Genomic DNA, 13,988 nt, shown 5'->3' with positions numbered 1-13,988 from the left:
AGCGATCTACTTGTTGGCGTAACTCGTTATCCTTTCGATGGATAACATCTTTTAAAACAGGGATATATAAGCCATGGGGGGTATCGACTGCTATCCCGATATTGATATTTTTTTTATTTGATAGCCCATTTCCTCGCCATCGAAATAAGCGTTCATGATGGGAACTTCTTTGCAGGCCTCTTGAATAGCTCGAATTAGCCGGATCGTAATATCTTGTTGACCTTCCCAGGCCTGAATATCTGCGTCATCCACTAAGCTAACAGGAACGACGTCTCGATGGGATTGGTTCATGCTGAGAACCATTGCACGCCGCACATTGGATAAAGGGGTAAGCCCTCCTTTGATTGGAGTGCTTTTTGAAGAAGTTTTCTGTAATTGAGCGGCTTGCTTAACTTCGTCGATAGTAATCATTTCCCCTTGAGGTTTAATGGTGGAAAGATCCACTCCAAGCTGCTTAGCGAGCATTCGCACCGCCGGCGTTGTTTTAACAACGTTTCTTTCTTCGGATTTTTGAACAGTAATGCTCGTAGCTCCTTCTTTTAAAACAGTTTCACCGGTTTCAATGGCACCAACGACTGTACCAGCGTCTTGAGAGGTTGCTTCTTCAGCCTCTCCTTCAAAACCGATTAAAGAGTGACCCGTTTTAATGATATCTCCCGGCTCGCCAAATAATTTTTCAATTTTACCGGCAAAGGGAGAAGGAACGTCTACAAGTGCTTTTGCAGTTTCCATAGCGACTAGCAATTGATCCACAGACACTTCCTCGCCCTCTTTCACGTACCATTTACGAATTATGGCATCAGGCAAGCCTTCTCCAAGGTCTGGTAATTTAAAAAATTTCATTAAGAAAACTCCATCAACGGTTGTACCGCTTTAACGATCCGGTGGGTGCTGGGCATGTATTTTTTTTCTAATTGGAAATAGGGCATTATGGTATCATATCCCGCTACGCGCTTAATGGGTGCTAATAAAGAGAGTAAGCCTTGCTCCGCAATACCTGCTGCAATCTCCGCCCCAACTCCGCCGATTAATGGGGCCTCATGAATGATCACGCAACGCCCTGTTTTTTCGACAGAATGCAGGATAGTATCCATATCCAGCGGTTTTACGGTGGCAACATCGATTATCTCTGCTTGGATACCTTGTTGAGCCAGTTGATTCGCCGCTTCCATAGTCTCTTTGATCATGGCTCCCCACGTAATGAGGGTGACATCAGATCCTTCACGCAAAATGAAACATTGATCCAAGGGAAGCGCTTCCCCATCATCAGGAACTTCTTGCTTTACCAAACGATAGATCCGCTTTGGTTCTAAAAAAGAATAGGGTCGGGGTTGCGGATAGAAGCTAATAACAGCCTGTAAGCTCGAGCGGGAGAAGAAGGAATAACGACCCTTAATCCCGGAATGTGAGCAAACAGGGCTTCCATACTTTCTGAATGGTGCTCCGGAGCATGGATACCACCGCCAAAAGGAGCGCGATAAACAATAGGACAATGTAATCGACCTCGAGTTCGATTCCGCAATCGCGCTGCATGGCTTAAAATATGATCTAAACCAGAATAAATAAATCCTTCAAATTGAAATTCGGCAATAGGTTTTAAGCCTGAGCCGCCATTCCTATTGAAATCCCCGCGATCATACTTTCAGCTAATGGCGTATCTAAAACTCGCTCCGGTCCAAATTTTTCGAGCAATCCTACGGTAGCGCGGAAAACCCCGCCATTGATACCAACGTCTTCTCCTAGCACAATAACCGAATCGTCCTTCGTCATTTCATAGGCCAACGCTTGATTGACTGCTTCAACCAATGTAATATAGGTCATTCCCCTTCTTCTCCGATAAGCTCATGACGTTGTTTTTTAAGTGATTTTGGTAGTTCCGCATAGAGATAGTCGAACATATCTGTCGGTTTAGGTAGAGGCCTATTTAAAAATTCCTTCACGATTTGATCGACTTCATTGGCTAATTCCGTTTGCAATTCCGTTTCTTGGTCTCGCGACCACAGTCCTTGAGATTCTAAATAATAGCCAAGCCGAGCAATAGGCTCGCGTTTCCAAGCTATTTTTAGCTCTTTGGAAGGGGTATAGCGGCTCGCATCATCGGCAGTGGTATGATCACACAAACGATAAGTGATGGCCTCAATTAAGGTAGGGCCACCTCCTACCCGTGCTTTTTCTAGAGCTTTAGAAACAGAATAACGGACAGCAATGACGTCGTTACCGTCTACTTGCCATCCATCAAACCCTCCGGCGATGGCTTTTTGGGCTAAAGTTTGGCAACTGGTTTGTTGATTACGGCCTACCGAAATAGCCCATTGATTATTATTGACCACAAAAACCACCGGCAATTGCCAGCATCCAGCTAGATTAATTGCTTCGTAAAAATCGCCTTTAGAAGTGCCGCCATCTCCACAAATCGTTACTACAGCACGATGTTGTTTTCGATATTTAATAGCATAGGCAACTCCAGCGGCGTGCAAAAGTTGCCCGGCAATAGGAACACAATTGGGAAAATCGTCTTTAACGTTAGGATTAGAGTAATTGCTACCTCGCTCATCTCCTCCCCAATAAGTTAAAAATTCTGATAATTTTATTCCTCGTTCGAGGTAGGTTCCTTGATCCCGATAATAGGGGCAAAAAATATCTTCGGCTTCCATGGCATTTCCCATGCCAATTCCTACTGCTTCCTGCCCTCGAGAAGAGGGGTAGGTGCCCATTTTTCCGGTGCGTTGAAGGTTAACGGCCTTATTATCGAAGTGGCGAATGAGAGCCATCTGACGGTAAAGATACAACAGAGTATCAGGATTTGCAAATTCAGGAAAAGTCTGGGTAGGGTGACTGTTCGCATCGAGAAACTGTAAATATTGAACGGCAAAGTTGGCAACAGTGGTCGTTTGGGGTGTCATACCGTCTCCAGATAATGAGAATTCGCGGCAGCAAGTTTTTCTTTAGCCATTAAATCGGCTACTTCGGTGGTTGGTTTGTTTTCTTTAATGGAACGGTTAAATAATTCTAAAAGACGGTCGTATAATTTTTCGATTAATTTGTTAGCGACATCTACGGTATGATAATCATGCACTGAAGCTGCTTGAATTAATCCTCCGGCATTAATAACGTAATCGGGAACGTAGAGAAATCCGCGTTGATGAGCAATAACACCATATTTTCGATGAGCAAGTTGGTTATTAGCTGGGCCTGCAATAATGGGAGCCTTAATTCGGTTGAGTGTATTTAAATTAATGACACCGCCAATAGCAGCAGGCGAGAAAATATCGCATTTTACGTCGTAAATTTTCTCGGGAGAGACCACTGTGGCTTTAAATTCATCCACAAAGGGTTGGGTCGCTTCGGACTTAGGATCACAGATAGTGAGGGTTGCCCCTTGTTGGTGCAAAAGTTTGGCTAAATAGTAAGCGGTTTTGCCGGCACCTTGTAGAGCGATATGTAAGCCCTCTAAATTATCACTATTCCATTTAAATTTAACGGCGGCCTGTAATCCACGAAAAACGCCTTTCGAAGTGAAAGGGGAGGGATCACCTTGGATTTCATCGGTTCCTGCAGCCCGATTACTTCGGATGTGCGCTCAGCTATGATATCCATATCCTTTGTCGTTGTTCCGATATCCATGGCTGTGATGTATCGTCCGTTCATGTCATGAACAAAATCACCAAAAGAACGAAAAAGTGCTTCTCGGTCGTAAGTGATGGAGGCTTCATAATGACGGCCTTAGCTCCGCCGTGAGGAAGATCGCTGAAAGCGGCTTTTAGGGTCATCATATAGGATAAGCGTAAAGCATCTTTTAACGCTGAGCCTATCGACGGGTAATGGTAGAAACGACAACCACCAATAGCGGGCCCCGTTTAGTGCTGTGAATGGCAATGATAGTTTGAAGTCCACTCGCGGGATCAATTTTAGTATGAATGTCACCAAAGCCGAGCATTCGGGCATAACGTATCAAGCCTTCGTGCGTGGGATGATTTCGCTTACTTGCTTGTGGCATAAATGAAATCCTTTAATAAAAACTCGGAAAAAAGGTGTACCAATAGTAGCAAGGATTTTGGTAATATGTAAGAGGAGGATTTTTTGTTACAGCTTAATTTACCAAAAATAATTGCTTATTGGGGAGTGTCTTTAGTTGCATCTGAAAATACATTATCTTCGCTTCGAGCTGCCAAGCAATTAGGTGCAAAATTAGTGGAATTTGATGTGCGCTTGACAAAAGATAAGCAGGCGATTATTTTGCACGACCTTGGCTGGGGGCGAGAAATGGCTTGGATTTAGTAACTAAATTAACGAAAGCAGATATTTCTGAGCTCGACGCAGGCAGTTGGTTCAGTAGGGATTTTGTCCATGCGTGTACCCAGCTTTATTGAATATATACAACAAGCAGCAGAATTAAATTAGAAATTAATATTGAATTAAAAATAACTGTTTCTGACGCAGAGAAATTAGCAAAGCAAGTTGCTTTGGGATTAAAAGCCTATACTGGCCAGATTATTTGCTAAAACCTTTAATTTCCAGTTTTTCGTCCGCTTGTTTGCAAGGCAATGCGAAAAGAGGGCAATCATTTTTTGCTGGGTTATATTTGCTGGATTATACTGGATTATTTTAATACCTGCCCCTAGGAAATGGCAAGTATTGTTGGAAATACATCAATGCGTATCGATTCATCTAAATTATAAGAAATTAAATCCAGAAAGAATCAAAGCTATTAAACAAGCCTCTTACTATTTATTTGTTTATACTGTTAACGATGCAGATGTCGCTCGAAGTTTGTTTACCTAAGGGTTGGATGCTGTTTTCAGTGATAATCCTTGTTTATTAGAAGCTAATGAATAATCCTGAAGTTTATTTAAAACGGGCATTGGAGCTTGCTGAAATTCGGCGGGGATTTTGTGCACCAAATCCCGCAGTAGGCGCTATTTTAGTCAAAGATAATAAAATTATTTCTACAGGATTTCATAAGCGGAGCGGGCTTCCCCATGCGGAAGTAGAAGCTATTAATTCTGCTGGCGAAAATGCGAAAGGAGCAGATTTGTATGTTACTTTGGAACCCTGCTGCCATTACGGAAAAACGCCACCCTGTACTGATTTGATTATCAAAACTGGAATAAAAGCAGTTTATTATAGCTTGGCTGATCCTAATCCGAATGTTTTTAATAAAGGGGCTCAAGTGCTAAAACAAGCAGGAATTGATTGTTTTTTGGTGGAGACACCTGAAATTAAATCCTTTTATGAAAGTTATTCCTATTGGACGGCTAACAAGCGATCTTGGATAACCATCAAATTAGCACTTAGTTTGGACGGTAAAATTGCGGGGATTAAAGGCAAACCTTTCGCTCTGACTGGAGAAGAGTTGAAACTTTATACCCATGAATTTCGAAAAAAAAGTGATGCGTTGCTGACGACAATAAATACAATTTTGCAGGACGATCCTCAATTAAATGTGCGTCTTGTCAACGAGACAATAAAAAAGCTGGTTTATATTCTCGATTCTGATCTACGCTTACCGTCAAATGCCTGTGTTCATCGGACGGCAGAAAAGTTAGTTGTTTTTTATAAAGAACCTGCTAATAAGAAGCGTAAACAAGCCCTTGCTGAAAGAAATATCCGTTGTGTCGGAGTAACTGGAACCAAAGAAGGTTTGGACCTTAATCAAGTTTTAAGTACGATTGGAGTGGATGGAGTTCACGATCTTTGGGTGGAAGCGGGGGGGGAATGCTTTCAATCTTTTTTGCATAAAAGATTAATCCATCGTGCTTTAATTTATGTTGCCCCTAAAGTTATGGGTGATCAAGCTACCTCTGCTTTTCAATTGCCTTTTGATTTTCAAGAGCATCGCATTCAATGGCGTCAGATTGGGCAGGATGTTGTGTGTGATATCAAGTTTTGAATTAAATTTAGAGAGTTTCATTTCAGTCCCTCCCTGCCCCATCCAGTCACCGCGGTCGTAGCTAAAGTAATGCTTAGAACGGGGATAGTTGACTTTCTGGTCAGATTTGTTACTGTACTACTAAAAAAGACCTTTAGGGCGGGGTGAAAGTCCCTAGTGGCTTTGATTTTTTTGTAAAATGAGCCCCGCAAGCTTCTCTCAGTTTGGGAGGGCAGATAGTGAATTCCAGAGCTGATGGTTAAAATCTGGATGGAAGAAGGTGGAAAAACTATTAGCTTTATTATTTTCCTTTCGATAATTAAGCCCTTTGGTCGTGATTGTAGATACCATTCTGTTTTAATGTAGTGAGTGGAGATTATGTTTACGGGTCTTGTTGACCATTGCGGAGCAATACAGTCTATTGAAATGTTGCCGGAACGGACAGTGGTATATGTTGAGACGCAATTTCTGGATTTACAGCCTGGAGAAAGCATTGCAGTGGATGGCGTTTGCGTGACCGTTGTCGAAGCGAAATTGAACGGTTTTCTTTGTGAATTATCTTCCGAAACTTTAGCACGTACCTCAGCACGCTTTTATAAAATAGGCGATCGAGTCAATTTGGAACGTGCTTTACGATTAATGGACCGAATGGGGGGGCACTTTGTCACGGGTCATGTCGATCAAACCATTATATTAACATCTAAAGAAGAAGAGACTAAATTCGCTCGAATGGTTTTTAATGGTATTTCAGAAGAATCTCAACTTTATATGATAAAAAAAGGCAGTGTAGCAATAAATGGAGTGAGTTTAACAATTAACCATGTAATGAAAGATGTCTTTTTCGTGATGTTAATTCCTCACACGTTAGAGAAAACAAATTTAAAAGATTTGGTAATAGGACGCGAGGTGAATGTCGAATTTGATTTAATAGCAAAAATTACTGTTCAAACAACACGGGAGATAATATCTAATGAACAAAGCGTTTGATAGTATCGAAACTGCTTTAAAGACTTTGCGTGAAGGCGGAATGATTATTCTGGTTGATGATGAATCTCGAGAAAACGAAGGCGATTTGATTGTCGCTGCCGAACACGTTACGGCTGAGCAGATTAATTTTATGGCTCAATATGGAAGAGGTTTAATTTGTTTGGCAATGATGCCTAGCGATTTTGAACGTTTAAATATTCCTATGATGGCTGCTCGAAATCGATCATGTTATCAAACTCCTTTTGGGGTATCTATTGAAGGAGCTTATGATGTCACAACAGGAATCTCAGCTCAGGATCGAGCTCGCACAATTCGCATCGCGATTGATGAGAAAAGCGGGCCTGACGATATTGTTATGCCTGGCCATATTTTTCCCTTGAAAGCGAAAGATGCAGGGGTTTTAGCCCGGCCGGGGCATACCGAAGGAAGTGCCGATTTGTGTCGTTTGGCAGGATTGAAGCCAGCCGCTGTTTTATGTGAGGTGTTGAGTGAAGATGGTAGTATGGCGCGTTTGCCCGATTTACAACATCTTGCCGAACGCCATCAGATTCCGCTTGTCAGTATTCATGATTTGATTACTCATCGCATCAATCATGAAATTTTGATTGATGAAATTTCTGCTTCTACGTTGCCACTTAAAAATCAAGGTAAATTTACAATTAAAACTTTTCGCAGTTGGATCGATAACTTAGACACGTGGCTTTAATTAGTCAGAAAAAGTCAAGTGATAAATGCTGTCTGGTACGTGTTCACTCGGAATGCCTAACAGGCGATGTGTTTGGCTCTTCCCGCTGCGATTGCGGTTGGCAATTGGAAGCCGCGTTAGATCAAATCTCTAATCGTGGAGGAATTTTACTTTATCTACGCCAAGAGGGTCGTGGCATTGGTTTAGGGAATAAAATAAAAGCCTATGCTTTGCAAGAAAAAGGCTTGGATACCGTAGAAGCGAATCATCACCTTGGTTTTGCAGCAGATTTGCGGGATTATGGGTTGGCAGCGCAAATATTGCGGGTTTTGGGAGTACGAAAAGTTTCTTTATTAACCAATAACCCTAACAAAGTTGCAGGTTTAAGGCGTTATGGAATCGAAGTTTTAGAACGAGTAGCTTTAGAAGCAGTCCCGATAGGCGATAATATTCGTTATTTAAAGGCAAAACGAGAAAAATTGGGTCACTTGTTAAATTTAACAGCGGAGCCGATTAATGATACGTCAACTTAAATTTGCTATTGTGGTTAGTCAATTTAATCAACCAGTGATGGAGAAATTATTAACTGGAGCTTTGGCTCGTTTAGTGGAGTTGGATGTTAAAGAAAATCAGATTAAAACGGTTTGGGTGCCGGGGGCGGTGGAAATTCCATTAATGGCAAAACGAGTAGCAAAAACTAAACGTTATGATGCCATTGTTTGCTTGGGCGCAGTCATCCGAGGAGAGACTAATCATTATGATTACGTCTGTCAGCAAGTAAGCTTGGGATGTCAACAAGTAGCCTTAGAATATGAAATACCCATTATTTTTGGTGTTTTGACCACGCAAAATAAAGAACAAGCTTTTGCCCGCGCAGGCGGAGAACGAGGTAATAAAGGAACTGAGGCCGTAAACGCAGCGATGATGATGATTAAAAGTATAAGAGATATTGAAGTTGATGCATAATAGTAAAAATCCCATTTTGCAAGGTATTTCTAATTGGTTTGTTCGTCATTTTTCGGACCCAGAAGCATTGGCCCTGTTTTTCACCTTAGTCTTTGGTTTTTTATTAATTGAATTTTTTGGGAAATTTTTATTGCCAGTAGTGATAAGTGTGGTGCTTGCTTATCTCTTTGCTTCACCGGTGCGGTGGTTGGAACAATGGCGGGTTCCCCACTGGCTTGCGGTTACGCTAGTCTATCTCTTTTTCTTAGGTCTTTTTGTACTTGCTCTTTTTGGTTTGCTGCCGTTAATGTGGAAACAGCTTGTTAGCATGGTGCATGAATTTCCTCGGGCTATTACTAAAGGCCAAGCGTGGATGACTCAGTTCATGCACCACTATCCCAAATTGTTTCCGACGGATCCTCTAACCAACTTTGCTGTTTATTTACATCAGCAATCAGCCCGAATTGGACAATTTATTTTATCCTTTTCCCTAGCTTCGATCCCTGACATTATTGAGATTATTCTTTATTTTTTATTAGTGCCTTTACTCGTATTTTTCTTTTTAAAAGATGGAAAAGCTATTAGTATTTGGCTCAGCTGTTTTTTACCAGAGCGACGTGGACTTATTCGAATTGTCTGGCAGGAAATGAATCAAAAAATCGGTGCTTATGTTCGGGGACGGGTGGTTGAAGTAATTATTGTTAGCTTTGTTTCGGTTATCGCTTTTGCGCTATTAGGACTGCAATACGCCTTTTTATTAGGGGTGCTATTAGGGTTGTCTGTGATTGTGCCCTATATTGGCGCAGCGATCGTTACTATTCCTATTGGTATTGTGGGTTTAATGGAATGGGGCTTATCCGCGCATTTTGCTTATTTAATGATTGTTTATGCTGTAATTATCACTTTAGATGGAAATTTATTGGTACCACTTTTCTTCTCAGAAGCTATGGATCTACATCCAATTGTAATCATTTTATCAGTTCTGGTTTTTGGCGGTATTTGGGGATTCTGGAGTGTATTTTTTGCTATTCCCTTAGCTACGTTGATGAAAGCAGTATTAAATGCGTGGCCAAAAGCTAAAAAAGTAAATGATCCGAAACAAGCAGAATTACCGATTCTGCTAAAAAGTAGCACAGAAGAGGGGTAAGATTAAGCAATTACGGAATTATTTTTCGCTTTCTTCCTTGCTACCAAAGTCGCTACCAAAGAGGCTACCTGCAGACATTACTTTTTCTTGGGTAATTTTAATAACTTTTTGATTGGCGTGGTTTAAAGCGGCTTTGATGAGATCTTCAATAACTTCTTTTGATTCTTTTAGAAGTTCGTCAGAGAGAATGAGGTTGATGACTTCATGTTGAGCTGTAAGGGTTACTTGAACCATGCCAGCACCCGATTCACCAGTAACTTCAATTTTTGATAATTTCTCCTGCGCTTTCTGCATCATATCCTGAATTTTTTTTGAATTTTTCATCAAATTACCGAGATTAAATTTGCCACCAATCATTGTCACCTCTTCAATTTAATTTTAATTTTCAACAGGTACTCTGGAATGGAACGCGTAACTTAATGTACCACCGTCGAGGTATTCCAATTCACCACCAATTGGCACGCCATGGGCAATGCGCGAACACTTTATTTTAGTCTGATCTATGTGATTTGCAATATAATGTGCTGTTGCTTTGCCTTCCATGGTTGCATTGGTAGCGATAATGAGTTCTGTGATGGTTTCGTTCCGTAAGCGTTCAAGGAGAATAGGAATTCCAATTTCGTAAGGCCCTATGCCATCTAAGGGAGAAAGACGTCCCTGAAGCACAAAATAACGACCTGAATAGATCTGAGTTTGCTCGAGGGCAGCTACGTCGGCTGGACTTTCTACCACGCATAAGAGAGTCGGATTACGTTTTAGATTACCACAAATGTCACATACATTTTGTTCAGTGTAAATCCGGCATAATTGACACTCTCCAACTTGATTAATAGCGGATTGTAGAGATTTGGCCAAAGCCAATCCCTTGGTTCGTCTAGATTTTGCAAGAAGATGAAAAGCCATCCGTTGTGCAGATTTGGGCCCCACGCTGGGTAAGCTTTGAAGCGAAGTTATAAGCTGTTTTATCAGTGGGCTAAACAAAGATCTCTCTCTTAGGTGGTAGAACCGTCCGTAAGGGCTTCTTGTCGACCATCTTCTCCTTCTCTACCTTCTTCTAGTAGTTTTTTGAATAGCTTCACTCAAATTTTTCTGGGCTTCGCGAATATGCCATTTAAATTCCTTAATCCCGCCTTTTAATGCGCGCTCGTCAAATTCAATATCTTCAAAATTATAAGTTGCCGTCATTGTAATCCGAACTGTTTTGTTGTGCGATTCACCGACTAATTTCATATCAGCTAGATTGGAATAGGTAGACTGCATTTGTTGCTGCATGTCTATAATGCTGTTTTTGATGTCTACCAGTTAGGCGATTATCGGTTTCTGGTAATGTTGCCATTGAAATACTCACTCAATTTGGATAGTTATTATTTTTCGTCCCGCCTTTTATGCTTTTTCTTCATGCAGAATAATGCTTTCCTTTACCACAGTCGCGTTGAAAGTTTGCATTATCCGCTGAACCTGATGATCATTCAAAATTCTTTTTTCTGCTTCCATCTGGCGATTTTGAGCTACTTTTTCAGCGATGGCAGAGGGTGTTTCTCCGGAATTTTCGCTGACATCAATTTTCACACTGATAGATCGATTAAAATATTTGTTTACTGCTTCCGAGATTCTTTGGACCTGTTTTTCTTGCAGCAAGGGTTTTTGTTTGGGATTTAAAGTTAAATGCAAATGCGTTTCAGTTTTTCGGTTGAGACTGCATTGTTGTGCTAAAGCAAGAGCAGCGCCTGTCAAATTTAATTGAGGTAATAGTTGATACCATTGAATTTCTTCAGATGATGAAGAAGAGTGCGTTGAGCTAGCGATTTTCTGAGACGGTTTATTTTTAATTGCTGGCGACGTCGATTCAGGGTAAAAGGCAAGCATTCGTAATAGTGTCATTTCAAATCCCATTTGTGGACTGGGAGAATAGGGTAAATCTCGTTGCCCTAATAGGCCAATTTGATAGAAGAGCTGCACATCTTCGCCGTGAAGGAGGTTCGCTAGCTGGCGCAGTCGTTCATTATCGTTTTCAATTTGAGCGTCAGGAACCGCTTGAATAACCGCAATTTGGTGAAGTAAGCCCAATAATTCGCTAAGAGCATTAGAAAAATCCGCTCCCTGTTGGGACAGTTTGTTGATACAGCTCAGCAGATCATTTCCCTCTTTGTGGGTAAGGGCCTCTAGGATATCAAACAATAAAGTCGGTTCAATGATTCCGAGCATAGTTTTCATATCAGCTGTAAGGACCTTCCCGTTCCCGTAAGCTATCCCTTGATCTAAAAGACTCAAAGCGTCGCGAATGCTTCCATTAGCAGCTCGAGCTAATAGATCGAGTGCCACCTTTTCAAATTCAATATTCTCTTTTTCTAAGATGTTTTCACAATGAGTGGTAATTTGGGCCGGTAAGAGCGCGGTGAGGTGAAACTGCAAGCAGCGGGATAAGATGGTTATGGGTAATTTATGATACTCTGTAGTGGCAAGGATGAATTTAACATGGCTAGGCGGTTCTTCCAGAGTTTTTAATAAGGCGTTAAAACTATGACCCGAAAGCATGTGCACTTCGTCAATTAGATATACTTTAAACCGGCCTTTCATTGGCGTATATTGAATGTTATCCAGCAGCTCCCGCGTATCTTCTACTTTGGTGCGAGAGGCTGCATCTACTTCAAAAAGATCGGGGAATCGACCGGAATCGATTTCTTTACAACTTCCACAGATATTGCAGGGATTAGCGGTAATACCTTTTTCACAATTAAGACATTTAGCGAGCAGTCGCCCTAGAGTCGTTTTACCTACGCCCCGGGTGCCGGTGAATAGATAAGCGTGATGGAGATATTGTTGATTAAGAGCGTTACTTAGGGCCTGAATAACTGGCGCTTGACCGATCACTTCTTGAAAGCATCGAGGACGCCATTTTCGTGCTAAGACTTGATGAACCATCGATCCATTCCTAAAAAAGCAGCCACAAAAGGCCATACCCGGCACCCAAATCCACCGTTTACCGTTGCTCCCTTCCGGGCCTGGCGGGGTTTACGGCAATTTGTCGCGAGGGGGACCTCCGGTGGCCACCGAACTTAGAATACGTATCGTATCATATTCCAAATGTCCATCTGTGCGGCAAGATTGGCTGTAGATGGGTTCTCCATCCTTAATATACGGGACTAGTCAGATGTCGGAGAGGGAGGGATTCGAACCCTCGGGTACGGGTTTAGCGCACACACGATTTCCAGTCGTGCCTCTTCAACCACTCGAGCACCTCTCCTGTCACGTTCTAGACATCTTATTCTCAGTTATCCCCACAATAACGCGAAAATGATCCAGATTAAACTAGAATGCCGATAAGTGCAATAAGTTAGCCCCGGGTGGACTCATCCTAGTTTGCGGTAGTGTGGTACATTCCAGGGGCCCCTTTTTGCGAAGTGGGCTGAGCTGAGAAAGCCTACTTCCGGAAATTCCGCACAATTTGCCAAAAAGGTAGTATAACTCTTTGATCTTAAAATAGTATTAACAAAGGGCTTGCCGAAGGATCTGGAAATATATCTCAGAAAGATTATCAAGACCTGCAATGGCAGTATTCTCATTAACGTGATGAGCGGTTTTATTGACAGGCCCCTAGTTCAACGACTTCACAACCAGCAGCAGCCAGAAATTGGCCATCGGAAGTTCCACCATATGTATTGGGTTCAGTCTCACGCTGGCAAATTTCTTTAATGGTCTCACGGGTGATGTCTGCTAATTTGCCATTCCCGCTAAAAAAAGGTTGGCTGGAGAGGTTCCACTGGATCTCATATTTGAGCTGTTGTTGGTCGAGAATCGTTTCGAATTTTTTTTGAAGTATTTCTGAAGAATGGATAGGGGAGAAACGAAAATTAAATTTGGCTTTTAATTTTGCTGGAATGATATTAGCGCCCCCCCCATCTGCTTCAATATGATAAAACTGCAACGAAGTAGGGGTAAAATAATCATTTCCTTGATCCCAAATCGTTTTTGCTAAAACATCAAATGCTTGGAAACAGCGATGAATGGGATTATCAGCTAAATTTGGGTAGGCGATATGGCCTTGCTTGCCGAAAATAGTGAGGTAACCGTGAAGTGATCCCCGCCGGCCGATTTTAATGGCATCGCCCAAGGCTTTATTGCTGCTGGCTTCACCCACGATACAATAATCCATTTTTATATTCTTTTTTTGTAAATGTTCCACTATTTTGCGCGTTCCATTTTTTGCTGGGCCTTCTTCATCACTGGTAATGATGAATCCGATTGTACCGTTATGATTGGGGTATTGCTTAACAAATTTTTGGGCGGCAACGACCATAGCGGCTAACCCGCTTTTCATGTCAGCAGCTCCTCGGCCATAAAGATATCCGTTTTTT

At 41.8% G+C, this 13,988-nt stretch carries 11 protein-coding genes, 1 tRNA gene, 1 other RNA gene and 5 pseudogenes; 6 read left to right on the top strand and 12 right to left on the bottom strand.

The genetic code is table 11. From position 1 onward, the window contains the following. The 5 genes and pseudogenes from B1F79_RS06660 to B1F79_RS06065 all read right to left on the bottom strand — a co-directional run. On the bottom strand, positions 1-94 hold a 94-nt coding region (locus B1F79_RS06660; protein WP_251366393.1), incomplete at its 3' end, for a hypothetical protein. Then, positions 91-807 (bottom strand): biotin/lipoyl-containing protein, encoded by a 717-nt coding sequence (locus tag B1F79_RS06080; RefSeq protein WP_251366391.1) that lies wholly within the window; start codon positions 805-807, stop codon positions 91-93. The genes B1F79_RS06080 and B1F79_RS06660, both read right to left, overlap by 4 nt. Before the next feature lie 35 nt (positions 808-842). Continuing rightward, positions 843-1,821, bottom strand: a pseudogene (locus B1F79_RS06075) (alpha-ketoacid dehydrogenase subunit beta). Further along, the gene (gene pdhA / locus B1F79_RS06070; RefSeq protein ID WP_251366390.1) at positions 1,818-2,903 is read right to left on the bottom strand and encodes a pyruvate dehydrogenase (acetyl-transferring) E1 component subunit alpha; all 1,086 of its coding nucleotides are present in this window, start codon (positions 2,901-2,903) and stop codon (positions 1,818-1,820) included. Before pdhA ends, B1F79_RS06075 begins: the two are co-directional and overlap by 4 nt. Continuing rightward, positions 2,900-4,041, bottom strand: a pseudogene (locus B1F79_RS06065) (Leu/Phe/Val dehydrogenase). The gene pdhA and the pseudogene B1F79_RS06065 overlap by 4 nt, the downstream one beginning before the upstream one ends. 39 nt (positions 4,042-4,080) lie before the next feature. Between B1F79_RS06065 and B1F79_RS06060 the strand changes: the two are divergent. The 6 genes and pseudogenes from B1F79_RS06060 (at position 4,081) to B1F79_RS06035 (ending at position 9,633) form a co-directional block, all read left to right on the top strand. Next, a complete protein-coding gene (locus tag B1F79_RS06060) occupies positions 4,081-4,278 on the top strand; it encodes a glycerophosphodiester phosphodiesterase (RefSeq protein ID WP_251366389.1) in 198 nt (65 codons plus the stop codon). A 550-nt stretch (positions 4,279-4,828) separates the two neighbouring features. Beyond that, positions 4,829-5,890, top strand: coding sequence for a bifunctional diaminohydroxyphosphoribosylaminopyrimidine deaminase/5-amino-6-(5-phosphoribosylamino)uracil reductase RibD (gene ribD / locus B1F79_RS06055; protein WP_251366388.1), 1,062 nt, complete (start codon positions 4,829-4,831; stop codon positions 5,888-5,890). 357 nt (positions 5,891-6,247) lie between these two features. Further along, positions 6,248-6,856 (top strand): riboflavin synthase, encoded by a 609-nt coding sequence (locus B1F79_RS06050; RefSeq protein ID WP_251366387.1) that lies wholly within the window; start codon positions 6,248-6,250, stop codon positions 6,854-6,856. After that, a pseudogene (ribB, locus tag B1F79_RS06045) lies at positions 6,840-8,074 on the top strand (3,4-dihydroxy-2-butanone-4-phosphate synthase). Before B1F79_RS06050 ends, ribB begins: the two are co-directional and overlap by 17 nt. Next, complete coding sequence (ribH, locus tag B1F79_RS06040) at positions 8,058-8,507, top strand: 6,7-dimethyl-8-ribityllumazine synthase (protein WP_251366386.1); 450 nt, start codon at positions 8,058-8,060, stop codon at positions 8,505-8,507. The pseudogene ribB and the gene ribH overlap by 17 nt, the downstream one beginning before the upstream one ends. Then, a complete protein-coding gene (locus B1F79_RS06035; RefSeq protein WP_251366392.1) occupies positions 8,500-9,633 on the top strand; it encodes an AI-2E family transporter in 1,134 nt (377 codons plus the stop codon). The genes ribH and B1F79_RS06035 overlap by 8 nt, the downstream gene beginning before the upstream one ends. Before the next feature lie 18 nt (positions 9,634-9,651). Here the strand turns inward: B1F79_RS06035 and B1F79_RS06030 are convergent, their stop codons facing one another. The 7 genes and pseudogenes from B1F79_RS06030 to dapE form a co-directional block, all read right to left on the bottom strand. Beyond that, positions 9,652-9,990 (bottom strand): YbaB/EbfC family nucleoid-associated protein, encoded by a 339-nt coding sequence (locus B1F79_RS06030; RefSeq protein ID WP_251366385.1) that lies wholly within the window; start codon positions 9,988-9,990, stop codon positions 9,652-9,654. 21 nt (positions 9,991-10,011) lie between these two features. After that, positions 10,012-10,614 (bottom strand): recombination mediator RecR, encoded by a 603-nt coding sequence (gene recR, locus B1F79_RS06025; protein ID WP_251366384.1) that lies wholly within the window; start codon positions 10,612-10,614, stop codon positions 10,012-10,014. 66 nt (positions 10,615-10,680) lie between these two features. Further along, a pseudogene (locus B1F79_RS06020) lies at positions 10,681-10,969 on the bottom strand (YbaB/EbfC family nucleoid-associated protein); the annotation flags it as partial. Positions 10,970-11,016: 47 nt separating this feature from the next. After that, entirely contained in the window at positions 11,017-12,555 is a 1,539-nt protein-coding gene (gene dnaX, locus B1F79_RS06015) for a DNA polymerase III subunit gamma/tau (RefSeq protein WP_251366383.1), read from the bottom strand. Positions 12,556-12,578: 23 nt separating this feature from the next. Then, positions 12,579-12,676, bottom strand: an RNA gene (gene ffs, locus B1F79_RS06010) — signal recognition particle sRNA small type. Positions 12,677-12,788: 112 nt separating this feature from the next. Next, positions 12,789-12,877 (bottom strand) — tRNA-Ser (locus tag B1F79_RS06005). Positions 12,878-13,119: 242 nt separating this feature from the next. After that, a pseudogene (gene dapE, locus B1F79_RS06000) lies at positions 13,120-13,988 on the bottom strand (succinyl-diaminopimelate desuccinylase); the annotation flags it as partial.

The organism is Coxiella-like endosymbiont of Rhipicephalus sanguineus, from assembly GCF_018687865.1.
Note: the sequence above shows the minus strand (reverse complement) of the source record. Positions and strands in the feature narration are given on the sequence as shown.